General features: G+C 67.7%; 19 protein-coding genes. 12 read left to right on the forward strand and 7 right to left on the reverse strand.

Translation table 11 applies throughout. The features are described from left to right. Positions 1-10 precede the first annotated feature (10 nt). Positions 11-1360: an AAA-associated domain-containing protein gene (locus U5798_RS04795; RefSeq protein ID WP_124449853.1), complete on the forward strand. Its 1350-nt coding sequence runs from the start codon at positions 11-13 to the stop codon at positions 1358-1360. A 27-nt stretch (positions 1361-1387) separates the two neighbouring features. On the opposite strand, the gene U5798_RS04800 is transcribed toward U5798_RS04795, so the two are convergent. Next, on the reverse strand, positions 1388-2266 hold the full coding sequence (locus U5798_RS04800) for a MurR/RpiR family transcriptional regulator (protein ID WP_124449855.1): 879 nt from the start codon (positions 2264-2266) through the stop codon (positions 1388-1390). A 364-nt stretch (positions 2267-2630) separates the two neighbouring features. On the opposite strand from U5798_RS04800, the gene ggt reads away from it, so the two are divergent. Continuing rightward, positions 2631-4382 (forward strand): gamma-glutamyltransferase, encoded by a 1752-nt coding sequence (gene ggt / locus U5798_RS04805; protein WP_124449857.1) that lies wholly within the window; start codon positions 2631-2633, stop codon positions 4380-4382. Between the two features lie 184 nt (positions 4383-4566). Continuing rightward, positions 4567-5895, forward strand: coding sequence for a dicarboxylate/amino acid:cation symporter (locus tag U5798_RS04810; RefSeq protein ID WP_322081374.1), 1329 nt, complete (start codon positions 4567-4569; stop codon positions 5893-5895). A 29-nt stretch (positions 5896-5924) separates the two neighbouring features. Here the strand turns inward: U5798_RS04810 and U5798_RS04815 are convergent, their stop codons facing one another. Then, positions 5925-6323: a DUF3331 domain-containing protein gene (locus U5798_RS04815; RefSeq protein WP_124449861.1), complete on the reverse strand. Its 399-nt coding sequence runs from the start codon at positions 6321-6323 to the stop codon at positions 5925-5927. A gap of 44 nt (positions 6324-6367) precedes the next feature. Beyond that, entirely contained in the window at positions 6368-7660 is a 1293-nt protein-coding gene (locus tag U5798_RS04820; RefSeq protein ID WP_322081375.1) for an NAD(P)/FAD-dependent oxidoreductase, read from the reverse strand. A 149-nt stretch (positions 7661-7809) separates the two neighbouring features. On the opposite strand from U5798_RS04820, the gene U5798_RS04825 reads away from it, so the two are divergent. Next, a complete protein-coding gene (locus U5798_RS04825; protein ID WP_322081376.1) occupies positions 7810-8463 on the forward strand; it encodes a TetR/AcrR family transcriptional regulator in 654 nt (217 codons plus the stop codon). A 236-nt stretch (positions 8464-8699) separates the two neighbouring features. Here U5798_RS04825 and soxR read toward each other — a convergent pair whose 3' ends face one another. Further along, positions 8700-9179 (reverse strand): redox-sensitive transcriptional activator SoxR, encoded by a 480-nt coding sequence (gene soxR / locus U5798_RS04830; RefSeq protein ID WP_124449867.1) that lies wholly within the window; start codon positions 9177-9179, stop codon positions 8700-8702. A gap of 81 nt (positions 9180-9260) precedes the next feature. On the opposite strand from soxR, the gene U5798_RS04835 reads away from it, so the two are divergent. The 6 genes from U5798_RS04835 to U5798_RS04860 all read left to right on the forward strand — a co-directional run bounded on the left by U5798_RS04835 (position 9261) and on the right by U5798_RS04860 (position 18368). Then, on the forward strand, positions 9261-10463 hold the full coding sequence (locus tag U5798_RS04835; protein WP_322081377.1) for an efflux RND transporter periplasmic adaptor subunit: 1203 nt from the start codon (positions 9261-9263) through the stop codon (positions 10461-10463). A 13-nt stretch (positions 10464-10476) separates the two neighbouring features. Continuing rightward, entirely contained in the window at positions 10477-13650 is a 3174-nt protein-coding gene (locus U5798_RS04840) for a multidrug efflux RND transporter permease subunit (protein WP_322081378.1), read from the forward strand. Beyond that, positions 13647-15164, forward strand: coding sequence for an efflux transporter outer membrane subunit (locus U5798_RS04845; RefSeq protein WP_322081379.1), 1518 nt, complete (start codon positions 13647-13649; stop codon positions 15162-15164). The genes U5798_RS04840 and U5798_RS04845 overlap by 4 nt, the downstream gene beginning before the upstream one ends. A gap of 128 nt (positions 15165-15292) precedes the next feature. Further along, positions 15293-15748 carry a MarR family winged helix-turn-helix transcriptional regulator gene (locus U5798_RS04850; RefSeq protein WP_124449876.1) on the forward strand — a complete coding sequence of 152 codons (456 nt, stop codon included), beginning with the start codon at positions 15293-15295 and terminating at the stop codon, positions 15746-15748. 249 nt (positions 15749-15997) lie between these two features. Further along, positions 15998-16648 (forward strand): glutathione S-transferase family protein, encoded by a 651-nt coding sequence (locus U5798_RS04855; RefSeq protein ID WP_124449880.1) that lies wholly within the window; start codon positions 15998-16000, stop codon positions 16646-16648. A 202-nt stretch (positions 16649-16850) separates the two neighbouring features. Then, entirely contained in the window at positions 16851-18368 is a 1518-nt protein-coding gene (locus U5798_RS04860) for a purine-cytosine permease family protein (RefSeq protein ID WP_322081380.1), read from the forward strand. A gap of 94 nt (positions 18369-18462) precedes the next feature. Here the strand turns inward: U5798_RS04860 and U5798_RS04865 are convergent, their stop codons facing one another. Both U5798_RS04865 and U5798_RS04870 read right to left on the reverse strand, forming a co-directional pair. Next, the gene (locus U5798_RS04865) at positions 18463-19218 is read right to left on the reverse strand and encodes a glucose 1-dehydrogenase (protein WP_322081381.1); all 756 of its coding nucleotides are present in this window, start codon (positions 19216-19218) and stop codon (positions 18463-18465) included. A 43-nt stretch (positions 19219-19261) separates the two neighbouring features. Then, complete coding sequence (locus U5798_RS04870; RefSeq protein ID WP_322081382.1) at positions 19262-19798, reverse strand: VOC family protein; 537 nt, start codon at positions 19796-19798, stop codon at positions 19262-19264. A gap of 245 nt (positions 19799-20043) precedes the next feature. Here U5798_RS04870 and U5798_RS04875 point away from each other — a divergent pair, with 245 nt between their 5' ends. Both U5798_RS04875 and U5798_RS04880 read left to right on the forward strand, forming a co-directional pair. Beyond that, positions 20044-21294 carry an MFS transporter gene (locus tag U5798_RS04875; RefSeq protein WP_322081383.1) on the forward strand — a complete coding sequence of 417 codons (1251 nt, stop codon included), beginning with the start codon at positions 20044-20046 and terminating at the stop codon, positions 21292-21294. 179 nt (positions 21295-21473) lie between these two features. Continuing rightward, positions 21474-22085 (forward strand): cysteine hydrolase family protein, encoded by a 612-nt coding sequence (locus U5798_RS04880; protein ID WP_124449890.1) that lies wholly within the window; start codon positions 21474-21476, stop codon positions 22083-22085. A 19-nt stretch (positions 22086-22104) separates the two neighbouring features. Here U5798_RS04880 and U5798_RS04885 read toward each other — a convergent pair whose 3' ends face one another. Next, complete coding sequence (locus tag U5798_RS04885) at positions 22105-23730, reverse strand: amidohydrolase (protein ID WP_322081384.1); 1626 nt, start codon at positions 23728-23730, stop codon at positions 22105-22107. Between the last annotated feature and the right edge of the window lie 52 nt (positions 23731-23782).

Below are 23782 nucleotides of genomic sequence, written 5' to 3' on the forward strand. Positions count from 1 at the left end.
AGTAAGCGCGATGCAACAAAATTCGACTGTTATCAACGCTCCCGCCAAGACGTCCCAGCCGCTGCAGCCGCCGCGTCTCGGCGAGGAAATCCTGCGCGTCGAGCACGTGAACCGCGGCTTCAACAAGTCGCAGGGCGAACTGCTCGTGCTCGACGATGCGAACCTGTCGCTGCGCGAAGGCGAGATCGTCGGGCTGCTCGGCCGTTCCGGCTCGGGCAAGTCGACGCTGCTGCGCATCATCGCCGGCCTGATCGAGCCGACCGGCGGCGAAGTGACCTACCTCGGCAAGCCGCTGAGCGGCCCGGCCGAAGGTGTCGCGATGGTGTTCCAGACCTTCGCGCTGTTCCCGTGGCTCACCGTGCTGCAAAACGTGGAAGCCGGTCTCGAAGCGCTCGGCGTCGGCGCGCGCGAGCGGCGCGAGCGCGCGCTCGCGGCGATCGACCTGATCGGCCTCGACGGTTTCGAGAACGCGTACCCGCGCGAACTGTCGGGCGGCATGCGCCAGCGCGTGGGCTTTGCGCGCGCGCTCGTCGTCGACCCGACGATCCTGCTGATGGACGAGCCGTTCTCCGCACTCGACGTGCTGACGGCCGAGACGCTGCGTACCGATCTGCTCGACCTGTGGACGCAGGGCCGCATGCCGATCAAGTCGGTACTGATCGTCACGCACAACATCGAGGAAGCGGTGTTCATGTGCGACCGGATCCTCGTGCTGTCGTCGAACCCGGGCCGCGTGATCGCCGAGATCAAGGTGCCGTTCAAGCATCCGCGCAACCGGCTCGACACCGATTTCCGCAAGCTCGTCGACGACATCTACGCGAAGATGACCGCACGCCAGACCGGCGAGGCGACGAAGAAGGGGCTCGAACTCGGCAGCTGGATGCCGCGCGTGTCGACCAACCTGATGGCCGGCCTGATCGAGACGCTTGCGATGGCGCCGTACCACGGCCGCGCGGACATGCCGGAAATCGCGCGCACGCTGCATCTGGAAGTCGACGAACTGTTTCCGATCGCGGAAGTGCTGCAGTACCTCGGCTTCGCGGACGTGCGCGAAGGCGACGTGTTCCTGACGCCGCCCGCCCGCGTGTTCGCGGAATTCGGCACGCAGGAGCGCAAGCTGATGTTCGCCGACCATCTGCTGAAGCACGTGCCGCTGGCCGCCCGGATCAGGAAGGTGCTGAACGAGCGTCCGGGCCATCGTGCGCCGCGCGTGCGCTTCGAACAGGAGCTGGAGGATTTCCTGTCCGACGAAGCGGCCGAGGAAACGCTCGATGCGGTGATCGACTGGGGGCGGTACGGGGAGGTCTTCTCGTACAACGACAAGACGGAAGTGTTCAGTCTGGAGGATGTCGAGAGCTGACGCCTGCGCCCGGATGGCGAGCGATCGTCATTCGGGCAGATCGCGCCGGCTCATATCCCACTCGGTTCCGTCCGCATTGAGCCGCTCGATCTTCTCCATCCGCTGCCGCGCCAGCTCCGGCAACTGGTTCGTCACGCCGATCACCAGCGCTTCGGCGAGCGCCAGCGCCGGTACGTTGGTCTGCAGCATCGCGAACGGGCGCCCCTGGATCCGCAGCACGATCTCCGCGAACTCGCTGATCGGGGAGCGCCATTCGTCGGTGATCAGCAGGATCCGCGCGCCGAGCCGGTGCGCGGCCCGCGCGAAGCGGATGCTGTCCTTCTGGTAGCGGCGAAGGTCGAAGATCACGAGCACGTCGTCACGCCCCATGTCGGCCAGCGCGACCGACGCGAGATTCACGTTCGGCTCGACGTACTGCACCTGCGGCCGCGTATAGGCGAGCATGAACGAGAACAGCGACGCGAGCGGCGCCGTATAGCGCCCGCCGCCGCAAAACACGCGAACATCCGGATCGGCCAGCACCGCCACGGCTGCGTCGAACGCGGCCGCGTCGAGCCCTTCGATCGTGGTCGCGAGCGATTCGGACAGCCGCTGGAAGATCGCCGAATGACTGTCGCGCGTGCCCGTTTCCGAATGGAACGCGTCCATCCGCGCGAGCGGTGAATTCATCGCAGTGTCGATCTCGTCGTGCAGCGCCTGCTGGAACGACGAGTAATTCGGAAAACCGATCCGGACGACGAAGCGGAATACGGTCGGGTCGCTGACTTCCGCCTGCTTCGCAAACTGTGCGATCGGGCCCAGCCCGAGACTGGGATAGCGATCCAGCAACGCCTGTGCAACCTTTTGTTCCGACGGCGTGAAGCTATCCATCTGGGATAACAGCAACGCCCTGATGCTCGTCCCCATCGGGCACTCCAGCTCTCTTATCTGTATGACAAACGGCAGACCGCAATCTGCCGACGACTCCACGCATGTTAGCCGATTGACGTACGGCGGGCCGAGTACGTCCCGGTATTAGAGGGACGCATCGCTCTGCCGCCTGCTTCGCGCATAAATGTAATAAAACAAACATATATCGATCGTCGTCTCAGCGGATCATCGCTCAAAATTGAGTGATAACCCTAGTTTTTGACGTAAAAAGACGAGTGTTATGATCGCGGCCTCGCGGGAATGTATTGTTTATTACATGTCCGGATGCGCTGCGTCGGCACACGAATGCACGGTGGCGCAGCCCGGCCCGGTCCGGTTTATTTGTCTGGAGGATTCCGTCATGAGGCGGCTCGTAGTACTCACCCTGTTGTCGGCCCTGAGCGTGAGCGCGTTCGCTGCGTCGACCCCCGCGGTCGAAGCGAAGAACGGCATGGTCGTGTCGTCGCAGCACTTTGCGTCGCAAATCGGCGTCGACATCCTGAAGGAAGGCGGCAACGCGGTGGACGCCGCGGTGGCGGTCGGCTATGCGCAGGCCGTGACCAACTCCTGCTGCGGCAACATTGGGGGCGGCGGTTTCATGACCGTCCACCTGGCCGACGGCCGCGACCGCTTCATCAACTTCCGCGAGACCGCGCCGGCCGCGGCGTCCGCGAACATGTATCTCGATGCGGCAGGGAACGTCATTCCGGACGAAAGCCTGTACGGCTATCGCGCGGTCGGCGTGCCGGGCACGGTGGCGGGCCTCGATCTCGCGCAGCGCAAGTACGGCAAGCTGACGCGCAAGCAGGTGATGGCGCCGGCGATCCGGCTGGCGCGCGACGGCTTCGTGCTGACGCGCGGCGACACGGACATCCTCGACACAACGGTCGACCGCTTCAAGAAGGACCCGGAAGCCGCGCGCATCTTCCTGCGCCCGGACGGTACGCCGCTGCAACCGGGCGACCGCCTGGTGCAGAAGGACCTGGCCCGCACGCTCGAGCGCATCGCGGAGCAGGGGCCCGACGCGTTCTATCACGGCGAGATCCCGAAGATCGTCGAGGCCGCGGCCAAGCGCGGCGGCGGCGTGATCACGGCCGCCGACTTCGCGTCCTACCGCGCGCAGGACATGGCGCCGCTGACGTGCACGTATCGCGGTTACGAGTTCGTGTCGGCGCCGCCGCCGAGTTCGGGCGGCGTGACGATGTGCGAGACGCTGAACATCCTCGAGGGGTACGACCTGCGCAAGCTCGGCTACCAGTCGGCCGCGGTGGTGCACTACATGACCGAGGCGATGCGGCACGCGTACGAGGACCGCAACACGCTGCTGGGCGATCCGAACTTCATCGACAATCCGGTCGCGAAGCTGACGAGCAAGCAATATGCGGCCGAGCTTCGCAAGCAGATCAGCGGCGACATGGCGACCGCGTCGGTCGACGTGCAGCCGGGCGTCGGCGTGCACGAGAAGCCGGAAACGACGCACTATTCGATCATCGACCGCGATGGCAATGCGGTGTCGACGACCTATACGGTCAACGGCCGCTTCGGCGCCGTGGTGATCGCGCCGGGCACGGGCTTCTTCCTGAACGACGAGATGGACGACTTCACGGTGAAGGTCGGTGCGCAGAACCTGTTCGGCCTCGTGCAGGGCACGCGCAACTCGATCGCACCGGGCAAGCGTCCGCTGTCGTCGATGGCGCCGACCATCGTGAAGAAGGACGGCAAGGTGTTCATGGTGGTCGGCTCGCCGGGCGGGTCGCGCATCATCACGATCACGCTGCAGACCGTGCTGAACGTGATCGACTACGGGATGACGCCGCAGGATGCGGTCGATGCGCCGCGCGTCCACCATCAGTGGCTGCCCGACACGGTCTACTACGAGACGCGCGGCCTGTCGCCCGACACGCTCGCGATCCTGCGCAACATGGGCTACAAGATGGTCGAGCAGACGCCCTGGGGCGCGGCCGAGCTGATCATGGTCGGCCTGCCCGGCACCGAAGCGGCGAGCCGCCAGAGTTCCGGCAACGATTCGTCGGTGTCCGGCAACGTGCGCGTCGGCTACGTCTACGGCGTCAACGATCCGCGCCGTCCGGCCGGCTCCGCGATCGGCTACTGACCTGATCGCTTCATGCCGAACCGCTGCCGCCGGCGTTCGCGTCTGCGCGAATGCCGTAGCCGCGGCAGCGCGTCCGTTCGCGGACATCCGCAAGCCTGACCGGCGCGCCGCGCGCGCGTCGTGGCACGGCGCGGGGCGCGCGTCTTTCATCCGTCAACTCTTTCACCGTGCGGTGAATTCCGTCATGAACAAACGAATGTCTGCGGCAGGCTGGATCCTGCTCGCGATGGCGGCCGGCATCCTCATCGGCTACCTGATCTACACGCAGTTTCCGGACAAGCAATCGGCCGCCGAAATCGCCGGCTACATCTCGCTCGTGTCCGACGTGTTCCTGCGGCTGATCAAGATGGTGATCGGCCCGCTGGTGTTCTCGACGCTCGTCGTCGGCATTGCACACATGGGCGACGCGTCGTCGGTCGGGCGCGTGTTCGTGAAGGCGCTCGGCTGGTTCGTCACCGCGTCGCTGGTCTCGCTGCTGCTCGGCCTGCTGATGGCGAACCTGCTGCGACCGGGCGAGAACCTCGGCCTGCCGCTGCCGGACATCGGCGCGTCCGCGCATCTGGCGACGTCCAAGTTCACGCTGAAGGATTTCGTCGGCCACATGGTGCCGAAGTCGTTCGCGGAGGCGATGGCGAACAACGAGATCCTGCAGATCGTCGTGTTCTCGATGTTCTTCGGCGTCGCGCTGTCGGCGCTCGGCGAGCGCGGCAAGATCCTCGTCGCCGCGATCGACCAGCTCGCGCACGTGATGCTGAAGATCACCGGCTACGTGATGAAGCTCGCGCCGCTCGCGGTGATGGCCGCGATGGCGTCGACCGTCGCGATCAACGGGCTGTCGATCCTGCTGAAGTTCGCGGTATTCATGGGCGATTTCTACGTGAGCCTCGTGCTGCTGTGGGCCACGCTCGTCGCTGCCGGGCTGCTGTTCCTCGGCCGCCGCGTGTTCAGGCTGCTCGTGCTGATCAAGGAAGCGTTCATGCTGTCGTTCGCGACCGCGAGCTCGGAAGCCGCGTACCCGAAGATTCTCGACGCGCTCGACCGTTTCGGCGTGCGGCGCAAGATCTCGAGCTTCGTGATGCCGATGGGTTATTCGTTCAACCTCGACGGTTCGATGATGTACTGCACGTTCGCGTCGCTGTTCATCGCGCAGGCCTACAACATCCACCTGTCGCTCGGCACGCAGGTCACGATGCTGCTGATCCTGATGCTGACGTCGAAGGGGATGGCCGGCGTGCCGCGCGCGTCGCTCGTCGTGATCGCGGCGACGCTGCACCAGTTCAACATCCCGGAAGCCGGGCTGCTGCTGATTCTCGGTGTCGACACGTTCCTCGACATGGGCCGCTCGGCCACGAACGCGGTGGGCAACTCGATCGCCAGCGCGGTGGTGGCGAAGTGGGAAGGCGCGCTGATGCCGGAAGCGGAAGCCGAAGCGAATGCGGCGCGGCTGGATGCGGAAGCCGAAGCACGCATGAACGAGGCGGTTCGCGACACGGATCGCGTCACTACGGCCTGAAGCGGATTCCCGGGTCGAATCACGGGCTTTCAGGCCGCTTCGGCGGGGCGGGCCGCGTCGATGCACGCGGCCAGCACCATCGCGGCGGCGTTGCCCGGTGCCGAGCCGAGCAATTGTGGCGCGTAGACGCTGTCGCCGATCTCGATCGGCCGCCCCGACAGCGCGCACACACCGCGCTTGCGCGTGGTGAACAGCCGCCACTTCTGATAACCGTAGTGCCCCGTGCACGCGTCGCGCCATGAAATCATCACGGTGTCGGCCGTGGGCCGCTCGAGCACGCTGATCGACGGCTTGCTCGTCGCGTCCCACGACGGCAGCCGGTCGCGCGTGATGCTGCGCCGACGCGGCACGCCCCACGAGACGGACGGCATGTCGAAGCTGCTGATTGCTGCGACGGTCACGAGCCAGGGCGCTAAACGGTTGTTCATGTCAGTTTTCCTCTAAACGTTACGCGACACCGCCAAGCGCGGCATCACGACAGGCGGATGCGCGGCTGCACCCAGCCGTTGATCCGTTCGGCGATCCACAGCAGGGTCGCCTTGGAGAAGCCGTGCAGCGCCTGCTGGTGCCGCCGGTAGAGCATCAGGTGGCTGAACTGCGCGAAACGCCCCTGGATGAAGCCGCCGCGAAAGAACCCGAACTGCCCGAGCGTGCCGAATGCGTCGTAGTCGCTGATCGACACGAGCGCGCCGAAATCGTGGAACGCGAACGGCGGAATCGGCGTGCCGTCGAGCCACGCGGGCAGGTGCTTCGCGAGATGCTCGGCCTGCTGCGTCGCGACCTGCGCGGTGGGCGGCAGCGGCCGTTCCTGGCCGTCGAGCTGCAGGCTCGCGCAATCGCCGATCGCGAACACGTGCGCGTCGCCCGTTGCCTGCAGCGTGGGCCCGACGACGACCTGGTTCGCGCGGTTCGTGTCGAGTCCGCCGAGCGCCCGCATGAAATCGGGCGCCTTCACGCCGGCGGCCCAGACCATCAGGTCCGCTTCGGCAAACGAACCGTCGCCGTAATGGAAACCGTTGGCGTCGGCCGACGTGACGCGCGTCGACGTCAGCACGTGAAAGCCGATCTGTTCAAGGCGCCGCTGCGCCGACGCGGAAATCCGCGGCGGAAACGCATTCAGGATGCGCGGGCCGCTTTCGAGCAGCGTGAGCTGCAACCGCTCGCGCACCGTCTCGTCGCCGTAGGCCTGCGCGACTTCCAGCAGGCGGCTGAGCTCCGCCGCGAGTTCCACGCCCGTCGCGCCCGCGCCGACGATCGCGACGCGGAACGGCTCGTCGCGCGCGATGCTGCGGAACACGCGCATCCGCAACGCTTCGTTGAAGGTCTCGGCCTGCTGCTGGCTGTCGATGAAGTAGCAGTGCTCGCGCACGCCCGGCACGCCGAAGTCGTTGGCCTGGCTGCCGAGCGCGAGGATCAGCACGTCGTATTCGAGCTCACGCGCCTCGATTACCACCTCGCCGTCCTGCGAGCGGATCTCGCCGAGTTGCACGCGGCGGCGCGCGCGATCGAGCCCCTTCAGTTCGCCGGGTTGGTATGTGTAGCCGTGGTCGCGGGCATGGGCGAGGAAGATCACCTGCTGCTGCTGGACGTCGCGCGTGCCGGCCGCGATCGTGTGCAGCATCGGCTTCCAGATGTGGGTCGGACTGCGGTCGACGACGGTGACCTGGGCGCGACCGGATCGGCCGAGACGCTCACCCAGGCGGGTGGCGAGCTGCAATCCGGCGATCCCGCCGCCGACGATGACGATGCGCGTAGGGGTTGTCATGGATAAATCATCACGTGATGAATAAGGTATGATCCTAGCGCTTCCCGGCTCCGCGTGTCAACGGAGCAGGGCGAGCCATCCCATTCCGGGGAAATGAAACCGGGGCCCGGACACGGGCATTCGAACCATTCAAAGGGGAGCAGGAAAACGTGGCTGAAGTCACTGAGCGCGAGCCGTCGAAGCGACGTACGCGCGGGCGGCCGCTGGCGGATGCGTCCGTCGGTCCGGACGTGATATTGCGGGCCGCGCGCCGCACCTTCGCGAAGCGTGGCTACGACGCGACGAGCGTGCGCGAAGTCGCGCGCGAGCTGGGCATCGACGCGGCGCTGATCGCCCATCATTTCGGCACGAAGGAAACGCTGTGGCTGGCTGTCGTCGAGCAGATCGTCGAGCTAGCCGAGCCGATGTTCGACGCGCTGCGCAAGCTGCACCTGTCGTCGCTGCCGCATCGCGACCGCGTGCGGCGCGCGTTCGAGCTATGCGTCGATCACGAGTTCGCGGAGCCGGATATCGGCATGTTCTTCTCGACCGCGGCGACCGAGGAGGGCGCACGGCTCGACCGGCTGCAGGAGCGGATCGTGCGCCCCTATCACGATGCGATGTTGCCGCTGCTGACGGAGGCGGTCGAGGCCGGTGCGATCCGCCCGGTCGATCCGAACCTGCTGTTCTTCATGATCGCGAGCGCGATCGGCACCACGGTGTCGTACAGCCACATGATGCTGGAGTACACGTCGCTGCCCACGCGGCCGGAGGCATTCCGGCAGGCCGTGCTCGCGGTCGTGTTTACCGTGATCGCCGACTGAGCGCCGCCGCGCGCGCAACGCGCGCGGTCGCGTCGCGGCAACCGGCGCCAGTTCGGTCGCCGCGTTTCGCGCGGTTCCGCACGGCGCATCGACGAGCGGTGACGCGCGTGCGGCAAGCGATCGCCGGCTCGTACGCAAGCAGGCTGCCCGCGTCATTCAGTTCGCACAACGTAATGCCATGCGGCTGGCGCGTCGGGTGATGCGCACCGCGCCAGCGGCGGGCGCGGGTTAGCCCGTCACTCCGGATCCGTCGGCGGCTTGTCGCCGAGCCAGCGCCGCGCGCCGGGCCCGTTGCGGCCCGCGCGGTCTTCCGGATTGGTCAGCTTGCAGCGCTTCAGCGACAGGCAGCCGCAGCCGATGCATTCGTCGAGGTTGATGTAGAGCCGCTGCAGCTCCTCGATCCGGCTCGCGACGCGCTGCTTCCAGCCGCGCGACAGCCGCTGCCAGTCCTTGTTGCTCGGCGCGGTGTCCTCGGGGAGGCTGACGAGCTGCTCGGCGATTTCGTCGAGCGAATAGCCGATCTTCTGCGCGAACACGATGAATGCGATCAGCCGCAGCACCGCACGCGAATAGTGGCGATGGCTCGAGCCGTTCCGGTGCGACTTGATGAGCCCGCGCGTCTCGTAGAACCGCAGCGTCGACGCCGGCACGCCGCTGCGCGCGGCCACTTCGCGGATCGACATCAGCGGCCATTTCGATTCTTCCGGGGTACCCATGACGTTCTCCGGGGGAAAGCTTGACTTGAAGTTAACTTCAACTTTTATGCTACGCGGCAGTTTAACCCGTCGCGAGGCACCATGCTCTCCTTATCCCTACGCAGGACGTCGCCTTTGGGCGCCGCCTGCGCACTGTTGCTGGCGTTGTCCGGCTGTCACGAAGGCAAAGGCGCAGCGTCGGCCCAGCCCCTTCCCGAAGTCGGCGTCGCCGCCGTCGCGCCGCGCACGGTTCGCCTCGCGGATGAATTCAACGGGCGCGTCGAAGCGGTCGACGCGGTGGAGTTGCGGCCGCGCGTGAGCGGCTATCTGCAGCGCGTGGCCTACAAGGAAGGCGACCTCGTCGCGCAGGGCGCGCTGCTGTTCGAGATCGACCCGCGTCCGTACCGGATCGCGCTCGACCGTGCCAACGCGCAGCAGCAGCGGGCCCGTGCGGCCGCGAGCCTCGCTCAGGTGCAGCTCAAGCGCATGCAGACGCTGATCGATGCGCATGCGACGTCGCAGGAAGAACTCGACAACGCGCGTGCCACCGCCGAGCAGGCCCGCGCGGATCTGCAGGCAGCCGACGCGGCCGTCGCGGACGCGAAGCTCAATCTCGGCTTCACCGAAGTGCGCGCGCCGATCGCGGGCCGTGTCGGCCGCGCGGTCGCGACCGTCGGCAACCTCGCGCGCGCGGACGACACGCTGCTGACGACCGTCGTCTCTCAGGACCCCGTCTACGTGTACTTCGACTGCGACGAGCAGAGCTACCTGCGCTACAACGCGCGCCGTGCCGATCCGAAGCATCGCGCGATCGGCGCCGATCCGGTGCGCGTGGGCCTCGCGAACGAGACGGGCTTCCCGCACGCGGGCACCGTCGATTTCCTCGACAACCGGCTCGACCCGCAAACCGGCACGATCCGGGCGCGCGTGCGGCTGCAGAATGCGGACCATGCGTTTACGCCGGGGCTGTATGCGCGCGTGCAGCTCGTCAGCGGCCGCGACCAGGACGCGCTGCTCGTCGACGACAAGGCCGTGCTGACCGACCAGGACCGCAAGTACGTGTACGTGATCGGCCCCGGCGACAAGGCGCTGCGCCGCGACGTGACGATCGGCCGCGAGATGCAAGGCGAGCGGATCGTCGAGAAGGGGCTGCAGGCGGGCGATCGCGTGGTCGTCGACGGCGTGCAGCGGATCTACTATCCGGGCGCGCAGGTGAAGCCGAAGGCGCTGCCCGCGCGCGCCGATGCAGGTGGCGGCAACGACACGCAGGCCGTGGCCGATGCCGGCGCGCCTGCCGCGCAGTGACGGGAGAGACGCAATGGATTTCTCCCGATTCTTCATCGACCGGCCGATCTTCGCGGTCGTGCTATCGATCGTCATCTTCGCGATCGGCCTGATCTCGATTCCGATGCTGCCGGCCGGCGAATACCCGGAAGTCGTGCCGCCGAGCGTCGTCGTGCGTGCGACGTATCCGGGCGCGAACCCGAAGGAAATCGCCGAATCGGTTGCCGAACCGCTGGAAGAGGCGATCAACGGTGTCGAAGGCATCATGTACATGAAGTCGGTCGCCGGATCGGACGGCAGCCTGCAGGTCGTCGTCACGTTCCTGCAGGGCGTCGACCCCGACACGGCTGCCGTGCGCGTGCAGAACCGCGTGAGCCAGGCGCTCTCGCGCCTGCCCGACGAGGTGCGGCAGTACGGCGTGACCACGCAGAAGCAGTCGCCGACGCCGCTGATGTACGTGAGCCTCTACTCGCCGGACAACAGCCGCGATTCGCTGTACCTGCGCAACTACCTGACGCTGCACGTGAAGGACGAGCTGTCGCGGCTCACCGGCATCGGCGACGTCGGCGTGTATGGTTCGGGCGACTACGCGATGCGGCTGTGGCTCGACCCGAACCGGCTCGCGTCGCGTGGGCTCACCGCGAGCGACGTGATCGCGGCCGTGCGCGAGCAGAACGTGCAGGTGTCGGCCGGCCAGCTCGGCGCGGAACCGTCGCCGAAGAAAAACGACTTTCTCGTGTCGATCAACGTGCGCGGCCGCCTGCGCACGGTGCAGGAGTTCAGCGACATCGTGCTGCGCAACGGCGACGACGGCCAGGTCGTGAAGCTGTCCGACGTCGCGCGCATCGAGCTCGGCGCCGGCGACTACACGCTGCGCTCGTACTTCAACGACAAGCATTCGGCCGTGGTCGGCATCTTCCTGTCGCCCGGCGCGAACGCGCTCGACGTCGCGAAGTCGGTGTACGCGAAGCTCGACGAGCTGTCGAAGCGGTTCCCGCCCGGCGTTGCGTATCGCCCGGTGTGGGACCCGACGGTGTTCGTGCGCGAATCGATCCGCGCGGTGCAGCACACGCTGATCGAGGCCGTCGTGCTGGTCGTGCTCGTCGTGATCCTGTTCCTGCAGACCTGGCGCGCGTCGATCATTCCGCTCGTCGCGGTGCCCGTGTCGGTGGTCGGCACGTTCGCGTGGCTCTACCTGCTCGGCTATTCGATCAATACGCTGACGCTGTTCGGGCTCGTGCTCGCGATCGGGATCGTCGTCGACGATGCGATCGTCGTCGTCGAGAACGTCGAGCGCAACATCGCGCAGGGCTTGAGCCCGCGCGATGCCGCGCACCAGGCGATGCGCGAGGTGTCGGGGCCGATCGTCGCGATCGCGCTCGTGCTGTGCGCGGTGTTCGTGCCGATGGCGTTCATGTCGGGCGTCACGGGCCAGTTCTACAGGCAGTTCGCGGTGACGATCGCGATTTCGACGGTGATCTCCGCGATCAACTCGCTGACGCTGTCGCCCGCACTCGCCGCGAAGCTGCTGCGCCCGCACGGCGCGCCGAAGGATGCACTGACGCGCGCGCTCGATCGCGCATTCGGCTGGCTGTTCCATCCGTTCAACCGTTTCTTCGAGCGCAGCTCCGACCGCTATCACGGCGTCGTCGGCCGTACGCTGAAGCGGCGCGGTGTGGTGTTCGCGGTCTATGCGGCGCTGCTCGCTGCGACCGCGCTGCTGTTCAACGCGGTGCCGGGCGGCTTCATCCCGGTTCAGGACAAGCTGTACCTGTTCGCGGGCGCAAAGCTGCCGGAAGGCGCGTCGCTCGCGCGTACCAGCGCGGTGACCGAGCAGATGACGAAGATCGCGCTCGGCACCGACGGCGTCGAGATGGTGCCGGCGTTCGCGGGGCTGAATGCGCTGCAGGGCGTGAACACGCCGAACATCACGAACTCGTACGTGATCCTGAAGCCGTTCGACCAGCGTCACCGCAGCGCCGCGCAGATCAACGCGGACCTGAACGCGCGCTTCGCGGCGATCGGCGGCGGCATCACCTACGCGCTGATGCCGCCGCCGATCCAGGGCCTCGGCAACGGTTCGGGCTATTCGCTGTACCTCGAGGATCGCGGCGGCCTCGGCTACGGAGAGTTGCAGAAGGCGCTGTCGGCGTTCCAGGCCGCGGTCGCGAAGACGCCGGGGATGAGCTATCCCGTCAGCTCGTACCAGGCGAACATCCCGCAGCTCGAGGTGAAGGTCGACCGGCTGAAGGCGAAGGCGCAGGGCGTCGCGTTGACCGACCTGTTCAATACGCTGCAGGTGTATCTCGGCTCGATGTACGTGAACGACTTCAACCTCTTTGGCCGCGTGTATCGCGTGATGGCGCAGGCCGATGCCGGCCATCGGCAGACGGCCGCCGACATCGCGAACCTGCGCACGCGCAATGCCAAGGGCGAGATGGTGCCGATCGGCTCGATGGTGACGGTGGGGCCGGCGTACGGGCCCGATCCGGTCGTTCGCTACAACGGCTATCCGGCCGCCGACCTGATCGGCGATGCCGATCCGAAGGTGATGTCGTCGTCGCAGGCGATCGCGAAGCTCCAGCAGATCGCGAAGGACGTGCTGCCGCCCGGCATCACGCTCGAATGGACCGATCTCAGCTACCAGCAGGTCACGCAGAGCAATGCGGCGATCGTCGTGTTCCCGCTGGCCGTGATGCTCGTGTTCCTCGTGCTCGCGTCGTTGTATGAAAGCTGGACGCTGCCGCTTGCGGTGATCCTGATCGTGCCGGTGTGCATGTGCGCGGCGTTGTTCGGCGTATGGCTGTCCGGCGGCGACAACAACGTGTTCGTGCAGGTCGGCCTCGTCGTGCTGATGGGGCTTGCGTGCAAGAACGCGATCCTGATCGTCGAATTCGCGCGCGAACTCGAAATCCAGGGCAAGGGCGTGATCGAGGCGGCGCTCGAGGCATGCAAGCTGCGGCTGCGCCCGATCGTGATGACGTCGGTCGCGTTCATCGCGGGCTCGGTGCCGCTGCTGATCGGCAGCGGCGCGGGCAGCGAGGTGCGTGCGGCCACCGGCGTCACCGTGTTCGCGGGGATGCTCGGCGTCACGCTGTTCGGGCTGTTCCTGACGCCCGTGTTCTATGTGGCGATCCGCAAGCTCGCGGGCGGCACGCCGGCCGTCTGGAGCGAACAGCACGGCACCCTCGAAGGAGAAAACCGATGAGCGCCGCTTTTCGTCTTTCCGCGCTCGCGATGTCGGTGACGCTTGCCGCGTGCGCGGTGGGCCCCGATTTCAAGCGGCCCGATACGGCCACGGCCGCACGGTTCGCGCGTGACGGGCATCCGGCGACGCAGCACGACGCGTCGCCGTCCGCTACGCCGCCCGATGCATCGGCCGCCGCCGATGCGACGTTCTGGCGCGGCTTCGGCGATCCGGTGCTGACGCAGTTGATCGATGCGGCGCTCGCGGCCAACAAGGATCTGCAGGTCGCGGTGTCGCGCTACGATGCATCGAATGCGCTGCTGTCGCAGGCAACCTTCGATCGCTATCCGACGCTCACCGCAAGCGGCCGGATCGGCCACCAGCTGATGAGCAAGGACCAGGCGTTCGGCGCGCCGCGCAGCGAGCGCGATGCACCGACGTCGAGCGTCGGGATCAATGCCGCGTGGGAACTCGACCTGTTCGGCCGCGTGCGTCGTTCGATCGAGTCGCAGCGCGCCGAAACCGCGGCGAGTGCGGCCGACGTGCGCGCGGTACGCGTCGCGATCGCCGGCGAAGTGGCGAGCACGTACGTCGACCTGCGCGGCTCGCAGGAGCGGCTGCGGATCGCCCGCGAGAACGCCGACAACCAGAAGCAGACGCTTGCGCTGATCAATGCGCGCGTCGGTGCGGGGCGAGGGTCCGAACTCGATGCGGCGCGTGCACGTGCGCAGTACGAATCGACGACGTCGCGGATTGCCGTATACGAAGCCGCGATCGGCGTCGACGAGCATCGACTCGCGGTGCTGACGGGGCAGACGCCCGATGCGTTGATCGGCCGCTTCGATCCGCCGACAACCGGCATGCCGCCGGGCAAGCCCATCCCGCTGCCGGCGCTGGCTGCCGACATCGATCCCGGCACGCCGGGCGACCTGCTGCGCCGGCGCCCCGATGTCGCGGCGGCGGAGGCCAGGCTGCACGCGGCGACCGCGCGCGTCGGCGTCGCGACGGCCGATCTGTTCCCGCGCTTCACGCTGTCGGGGCTGCTCGGCAGCGCGACGAGCAGCTACGGGTTCTTCCGCGCGGGCAGCGACACGAACCTGATCGCGCTCGGCATCGACTGGTCGTTCCTCGATGTCGGCCGCGTGCGTGCGCGGATCGCCGCGAGCGACGCGGAAGCGGCCGGCCAGCTCGCGCAGTACCGGCAGACCGTGCTCGGCGCACTGGAGGAAACCGAGAACGCGCTGCTGCGTGTCGCGCGTACGCGTGACGAGACCACGCACCTCGTGCGCGCGGCGGACGACAGCGCGCGCGCCGCGCAGCTCGCGCAGACACGCTTCTCGGCCGGTGCGATCGACTACTACGAAGTGCTCGACGCGCAACGGACGCTGCTGCAGGCGCAGGACGCGGCGGCCGACGGACGCATGCGCAGCGCGGCGTCGACGGTCGCGCTGTACAAGGCGCTCGCGGGCGGCTGGCCGTCGGGCGCGGAGCAGGGCGTACAGGCGCCGCTCGCGCAGTCGCGGTCGCAGCCGTAGCGCGGGCGGCGCCGCGCGGCAGGCTGGAGGGGGCGTGCCTGCCGCGTCGCGATGCAATCGTGTCGCGGGCGGTTGCATCGCGGTAAGATTTAATTGCAACTGCAATTAAATGAGAGGAATGACCTGACATGAGCGCACCTGAACCCGATCTGTGGTTTTCGTTCGTCCGCGCGCACCGGACGATGATTCGCGAGATCGAGCGCCGTCTCGCGGATGCCGGCCTGCCTGCATACGCGTGGTACGACGCGTTGTGGGGGCTTGAAAGCGGGCCCGAAGGCACGCGCCGCATGCACGAACTGGCCGACGTGCTCGTGATCGAGCGCTACAACCTCACGCGGCTCGTCGACCGGCTCGAACACGAGGGGCTCGTCGCGCGCACCCGTTCGGCGGACGACGGCCGTGCCGCATACGCAAGCATTACCGACAAGGGGCGGATGCTGCGCAAAAAGATGTGGAAGGTGTATCAAACGACGGTCGCGGAGCTATTTCTCGACCAGTTCACCAGCAAGGACCGGGCGGCGATGGTCGCCGCGCTTGACCGTGCGACCGCTGCCGCGCGCGACGCGGCAGCCGACGTGAAGTAACGGTATCCGGCACACGGCGCGTCGAGCGCAGACGTCGCGCGCCCGGCGGCGCGAGCCGCCGCGTCGTCAGCCGTTCGAGGCAGGCCGTGGCGGCGCGGCGGGTGTCGGGCGTCCGCACGGGCGGACCGGGTCGCGCAGCCGTATGCCCCTCCTTCGAGTACTGGCATGTCGCCGGCGCCATCGGTTTCGGCATAGGATTGCAATTGCAACGATTGCAGTTGCAGCGATAATCCGACGACAAGGACCGACATGACCTCGAATCACTCTCTCACGTTCTATACGGCAGACACGCCGAACGGGCACAAGATCGCGATCTACCTGGAAGAGGCCGCGATCGCGCACGACCTCGTGCACGTGAACCTGTCCGCCGGCGAGCAGCGCAGCCCGGCGTTCCTCGCGATCAACCCGAACGGCAAGATCCCGGCCATCGTCGACCACGATACCGGGCTGGCCGTGTTCGAATCCGGCGCGATCCTCAGCTATCTCGCCGCGAAGACGGGTTGCCTGCATCCGGACACGCTCGCCGAGCGCACGGCGGTCCAGCAGTGGCTGCACTTCCAGATCGGCGGGATCGGGCCGATGCTCGGCCAGCTCTGGTGGTTCCTGCGTGCATCGAAGACGGCCAATGCGGAAGCGATCGACCGCTACCGGAAGGAGGCCACGCGCCTCTACGGGGTCGTGAACGGCCGATTGTCCGAATCGGCGTACCTCGCATCGCCGCGGTATTCGATCGCCGACATCGCGGCGTTCCCGTGGCTGCGCTCGGCAGCCGAGCTCGATATCGACGTCGCCGGCTTCCCGCACGTCGAGCGCTGGCTTGCCGACATCGCCGCGCGGCCGGCCGTTCAGCGGGGCCTGATCGCCTGCCGCGCGCCGGCGGCGGCAGCGGCGGCGCACTGACGTCGCATCGCCCGCGCCGCACGGGCGGCGCGGAATCCGGCCGGTTGCCCGCCCGGAAACATTGTTCCCCATCGTCGTAAACGTCTCGAATGCGTGATATTTGCGCCGCGCGATCCGGTTTAGAGTGGCCGCGAATCGATGACGATGTGTCGTATGGCCGCAGCCCCGGGCCGTACAGGTGCACCAGAGGAGTGGGAGACAAATGGGTGAAGGCAGGATTACGCAGGTCGAGTCGTTCGGTTTCGAGCGCATTCCCGATGCATCGCGCTACGCGCGGCCGATCGATCTGTTCCGGTTGCTGTTCGGCGGCTGCAATACGTTTTCCACATCGGTGCTCGGCAGCTTTCCGGTGCTGGTCGGACTGTCGTTCAAGGCGGGCGTCTGCGCGGTCGTGCTCGGCGTGCTCGCCGGCACGTGCATCCTCGCGCCGATGAGCCTGTTCGGCCCGCGCAACGGCACGAGCGACCCCGTGTCGTCCGGCGCGCATTTCGGCATCCATGGCCGGATCGTCGGCTCGTTTCTCGCGCTGCTCACGTCGATCGCGTTCTTCTCGCTCGCGGTGTGGAGCTCCGGCGATGCGCTCGTCGGCGGCGCGCACGACATGGTCGGCGTGCCCGTCAACGGCGTCACGCTCGGTGCGGCCTACATGGTGTTCGCGGTGCTCGTGCTGATCGTCTGCATCTACGGTTTCCGCTTCATGTTGTGGGTCAACAAGATCGCCGTGTGGGCCGCGAGCGTGCTGTTCGTCGCGGGCCTGTTCGCATTCGCCGGCCTGTTCGACATCAACTATGCGGGCACGCTGCAGCCGGGCGGCGCAGGTTTCTGGGCCGCGTTCGTCGGCGCGGTGCTGGTTGCGCTGAGCAACCCGGTATCGTTCGCGTCGACGCTCGGTGACTGGGCGCGCTACATTCCGCAGCACACGCCGAAGCATCGCGTGATGGGCGCCGTGTTCGCCGCGCAGGTCGCGACGTTCGTGCCGTTCTTCTTCGGCCTCGCGACCGCGACGATCATCGCGGCGAAGGCGCCCGCGTTCATCGCATCGAACGACTACGTCGGCGGGCTGCTTGCGATTTCGCCGCGCTGGTTCCTGCTGCCGATGTGCCTGATCGCGATCATCGGCGGGATGTCGACCGGCACGACCGCGCTGTACGGCACCGGGCTCGACGTGTCGAGCATGTTTCCGCGCCTCCTGAACCGCGTGCGTGCGACGCTGCTGATCGGCACGATCGCGATCGCGTTCATCTTCGTCGGCCGCTTCTGGTTCAACCTCGTCGAAAGCGTCGCGACGTTCTCGACGCTGATCGACACGTTCAGCTGCCCGTGGATGGCGATCATGGTGATCGGCTACGTGACGCGCCGCGGCTACTATCTCGCCGACGACCTGCAGGTGTTCAACCGCGGCCTGCACGGCGGCCATTACTGGTTCACGCACGGCTGGAACGTGCGCGCGATGGGCGCATGGCTGCCGGCCGCGTTCACCGGGCTCGCGTTCGTGAACCTGCCGGGCCAGTTCGTCGGGCCACTCGGTCACCTCGCGGGCGGGCTCGACCTGAGCGTGCCTGTATCGCTGGCGGTGGGCGGGCTGCTGTACTTCGTGCTGCTGACTTTGTATCCGGAGCCGGACGGCGTGTACGGCCCGTACGGGCGCCGCTTCGTGCGCGGCGGCAAGCAGGGTGCGCGCGGAGCCGGTGCGCCGGCGATCCAGCCGAAGGGGTATTGAGCGGCGCTTGCTCCTTGCCGCAAAGCGCCAACGCCGCCGTGCGGATCGAGCCGCCGGCGGCGTTGGCGTTGGCGTTGCCGGCTGGCGCGGTGGCTCAGTGGAACGTGCTGCCCGCGAGCAACCCGCCGTCGACGATGAATTCCGCCCCCGTGCAATACGCCGATTCGTCGGACGCGAGGAACAGCACGAGGCTGGCCACTTCGTCGGGTTTGCCGATGCGTGCGATCGGCAGGCCGCTGTAGATCGACGACGGATCGAAATCCGCGAACTCGGGCGGGCGCGCCATCACCGTGTCGATGCCGCCCGGATGCACCGAGTTCACGCGAATGCCGTAGCGGCCGAATTCGAGCGCGGCTGCCTTCGTCATCCCGCGCACCGCGAACTTGCTCGACACGTATGCGCTGCCGCCCGCGACGCCCTCCATCCCGGCCGTCGACGACACGTTGACGATCGAGCCGCCGCCGGCTTCCTTCAGCGCGGCCACGGCCGATTTCATGCCGAGCCAGCAGCCGACCTGGTTCACGTCGATCACCTTGCGATAGTCGTCGAGCGAACACGATTCGATCGGCACGAGCTTCAGGATCGCCGCGTTGTTCACGAGGACGTCGAGCCGGCCGAACTGCGCGAGCGTCGCTCGGACGGCCGCCTGCCAGTCGGCTTCGCTCGTGACGTCGAGATGCTGGAATCGTGCGGCGTCGCCGAGTTCGGCCGCGACGCGCCGGCCGGCGTCGTCCAGCACGTCGGCGATCACCACGCGCGCGCCTTCGGCGACGAACCGACGTGCTTCCGCTTCGCCCTGGCCGCGGGCGCCGCCCGTGATCAGCGCCACCTTGCCTTCGAGTCGTTTCATTCTGCTTGCTCCTGTGAGTGAGAGGGGGCGCGCGCGGGGCCGCTCATGCGGAGGCGTCCGCCGCGTCGACGATGCGAACCGGATCGGTGCCGTCCCAGGCGTGTGCTTCGGCGATGCCGTGCGCGATCATGTCGCGCATGCCCGCGCCTTCGATTACTTCGACGCGCACGCCGGGATCGTCGGCGTCGTCGAGATACGCGACGCGCGTGGCCGGGTTGCACGCTTCGAACACGATGCGCAGGCCGAGCGCGGTGAGCCGTGCGACCGCCGCATCGAGATCGTCGACGACCCACGCGACGTGATGCAGGCCCGCGAGCGGTTGCCCGTGCCCATCGCGGTACGGCGACGGCGTGTCGTTCGTTACGTGGATCAGTTCGATCTGCAGATCGCCGCGATACGCGAGCCCGACGTCCATCGTGACCGTCACCGGTTCGCCGAGATACCGGCCGTCGAGGCGGACATTGCGGAATACGGTCCACGGGCCGACATCGTGGCGGGCGCGCCAGCGCGCGATGCTGCGGTCGAGGTCGGCGACCACGTAGCCGATCTGGTCGACGGGGCCGGGGAGTGGGGCGTTCATGTCGTCTCCGTGGCGGACGCATCGATGCGTGCCGCGCGATGAATGACGGCCATGATCGCAACAAAGCGCGTGCTCCGTGCCGTCCAAACGGACGAGTACGCGTGGGCTGCGCCGGCGACCCATCGGCGCGGGCGGCATGGCGGGTATCGGCACGGCCGATGGTTAGCATCGCGGGCGGCGGCCTACCGGCGCCGCCGCGCGGTCATTACGCTTGGGCGATCATCCACTCCGTCCGGAAGGTCGCCATGTCCCGTCTCGACTACAAGTTGCTCGGCCCCTGCCTGCTCGCCATCGCGCTCGACGCGATGGGGTTCGGGCTCGTCTACCCGATGATGTCCGCGATCTTCAGCGATCCGCACGCGGGCATCCTGCCGGCCGACGCCGGCGAGCACGCGCGCAATTTCTATCTCGGTCTCGGCTACGGGATCTACCCGCTGTGCATGTTCTTCGGCTCGTCGCTGATGGGCGAACTGTCCGATCGCTACGGCCGCCGCCGCGTCCTGCTGCTGTGCGTGCTCGGTCTCGCGGCCGGCTACGCGATGATGGCGGCCGGCGCGTGGCGCGCCAGCATCGCGCTGCTGCTGGCCGGGCGCGGGCTCACCGGCCTGATGGCCGGTTGCCAGGGCATCGCGCAGGCGGCGATCACCGACCTGAGCACGCCCGAGAACAAGGCGTACAACATGAGCATCATGTCGCTCGCGTTCAGCGCGGGCGTGATCGTCGGTCCAGTGCTCGGCGGCGTCACGTCCGACCGGACGATCTCGCCGCTGTTCGACTACGGCACGCCGTTCGTGCTGGTCGCCGTGCTGTCGCTCGCCTGCGCGTTCTGGACCTGGGCGTCGTATCGCGACTCGGCCGCGCCGCGCGGCGACACGCGCATCGATCCGCTGCTGCCGCTGCGGATCATCTGGGAGGCCGCGCGCCAGCGCAACGTCGCGTTCCTGTCGGTGGTGTTCTTCCTGATGCAGGTCGGCTACGGGCTGTACCTGCAGACCATCATGCTGCTGCTGCAGGCGAAATTCGGTTATACGAGCGCGCGGCTCGGGCTGTTCAGCGGCGTGATCGGCATCTGCTTCGTGTTCGGCCTGCTGTTCGTCGTGCGGCTGATGCTGCGCGTGTGGCGCGTGATCGACATCGCGAAGACAGGCTTGCTCGTCGCCGGGCTGGGCCAGGTCCTGTCGGCGTTGTTCCCGCACGAACCGGTGCTGTGGGCGCTTGCGATGGTCGTCGGCTGTTTCGACATGGTTGCGTACACGACGATGTATACGGCGTTCTCCGACGCCGTCAGCGAGGACCGGCAAGGCTGGGCGCTCGGCGTCGCGGGCTCGGTGATGGCGGTCGCGTGGGTCGTGACGGGCGCGCTGACGAACCTGCTGCCGGTGTTCGGCGAGACCGGCCTGCTGCTGATCGGCGGTGCGGGCTTCCTGCTCAGCTTCGCGATGATGGTCGCGTACGCGCGGACGCGGCCGGGCGCCCGTACGGCCGCGCTGTCGTAAGCGGCCCGTGCGCACGTTGGCCCGATCCTGTCGGACCTTGTCCCGCGCGCCGCTGTCGCGCACGGCCGCGCGGCCCGACACTGGCGCCTCGCGGCCGGTGAAGGATCGGGCCGCGTCCGGCGGCGCCGGCAAGCCCGGCGCGCCGTCCGATCGATGTGCGAACCGAAAGAGAGCGACCCATGCAACACCCGACCATCCGTACCCTGGCCGGCGCGACCGCGCCGACGTCGATCGACGCCGCCCGCAGCGCGCTGCTGGTGATCGATTTCCAGAACGAGTACTTCAGCGGCCGCCTGCCGATTCCGGAAGGGCCGCGCGCGCTGGGCAATGCGCGGCGCGTGATCGCATTCGCCGACCGCGCGGGCATTCCGGTGTTTCACGTCCAGCACGTCGATACGGCCGACAGCCCGATCTTCGCCGAAGGCAGCGACGGCTTCCGCTTCCACGCGGAGCTACAGCCGGCGCCGCACCACGCGGTCGTGAAGAAGACGTCGGTCAGCGTGTTCCCGACGACGGACCTCGATGCGCGCCTGAAGGCGGCCGGCATCGACACGCTGATCGTCACGGGCCTGATGACGCATGCGTGCGTGGCCGGCGCGGCACGCGACGCGGTGCCGCTCGGCTATGCGGTGATCGTCGTCGACGACGCGTGCGCGACGCGCGACCTCGACGTCGCGGACGGCGGGACGGTGCCGCACCGCGACCTCCATCGCGCGACGCTGGCCGCGCTGTCGGACACGTTCGGCGACGTGCTGACGACCGAGCAGGTACTGGCGCTCGGCGTCGCCTGACGACGGCCCGGGCCGACGCTCAGTCGGCCCAGCCCGGCGCGGCGTGCACGACTTCGCCGCGGAAGCACGTCTCGATCACGCGGGCCTGCGCGAACGTCTCGACCGGGTGCGCGAACGGATTGCGGTCGAGGATCGCGAAGCTTGCATCCTTGCCCGCTTCGAGCGAACCCGTGCAGTCGTCGAATCGCAGCGCGTACGCGGTGTTGACCGTATAGGCCTCGAGCATCGTGAGCAGGTCGAGCCGTTCGTGCGGATTCCACGGCGGGCTGTCGGGCTGGTCGATCAGCAGATGCGTGACGCCCGTCTGGATGATCTGCATCGGGTCCATCGTGCTGACCGACCAGTCGGAACCGGCCGCGAGCATCGCGCCCGCGTTGCGCAGGCTGCGGAACGGATAGTTGCGCGCGGTGCGCTCGTCGCCGAGCAGATCGCGGTAAAGCTGTTGCTGCTCGTCGCGGGCGGCCGTCCACAGCGTCTGCACGCTCGCGATCGCGCCGAGCCGGTTGAAGCGGCTCATGTCGGCCGGATCGACGAGCTGCAGGTGCGCAAGCTGCGCGCGCCGGTCGCGCATGCCGTTGCGGCGCTGGATGTGTTCGAGCGCGTCGAGCGTCATGCGCACCGCGCGGTCGGCGAGCGTATGGAAGTGCAGGTCGAAGCCGGCCATATCGGCGAGCAGGCAGATGTCGTTCAGCGCGTCCTGGCTCCAAAGCGCGAGGCCGCAGTCGTCGGTGCCCGCGTACGGTTCGAGCAACGCGGCGGTTTTCGATTCCGGCACGCCGTCGACGAAGATCTTCACCGTATGCAGGCGCAGGTTGTCGCGTTCGTATTCGCGACGCCAGGCGACGAAGCGTTCGACCTGCTCGCGTGGGTCGCGGCGCGGGTTCGCGTACAGGCCCGCGCTCATGTACGCCTTCAGCGTACCCGCACGCTGCGCGTCGGCATAGGCCTTGAGCTGGTCTTCCTCGACGCGGGCATCGAACCAGCCGGTGATGCCGTAGCCGTGCGCCATCGCGTGCGCCTTGGCGAGCGACTTCGGGTAGCCGGCCGGGCTCAGTTGGGGAATGATCGGGCACACGCGGTAGAACGCCGCTTCGTGTACGACGCCGGTCGGCGCGCCCGACGCATCGCGCTCGATCACGCCGCCCGACGGATTGGGCGTGTCGGCCTGGATGCCGGCCGCTTCGAGCCCCTTCGTGTTGAGGCAGCCGCTGTGCACGTCGAAGCCGACCACGAGCAGCGGCCGGTCGGGCACGACGCGGTCGAGCAGCGCGCGGGTCGGATATGCGCCGAACGCAGCGAGGTTCGCGCCGCCGAGGTAGACCCACGGCTCGTTCGGCGTCGCGTCGGCACACGCACGGATGCGTTGCAGGATCGTCTCGGGATCGTTGATGCCGGACAGGTCGAAGTCGCCGAGGATCTGATGGCCTTCGAGCGGATGCACGTGACCGTCGATCAGTCCCGGCAGCATCAGGCGGCCGGCGAGATCGACCATCCGCGTCGCGGGGCCGGCCAGCGGGCGGATGTCGTCGTCGCGGCCGACCGCGACGATCTTGCCGTCCTGGGTGGCGAGCGCCTGCGCGAAGCGGCGCTGCGCGTCGCCCGTGTAAAGCAGGCCGTTCAGATAGACGGTATCGGCGTATTGCATGTGTCTGCTCCGGTAGGGAGATCGACGGACGCACGTGTCCGGCAGGCGGGCC

It is taken from the genome of Burkholderia sp. BCC1972 (assembly GCF_905339605.1).
Lineage (GTDB): Bacteria > Pseudomonadota > Gammaproteobacteria > Burkholderiales > Burkholderiaceae > Burkholderia.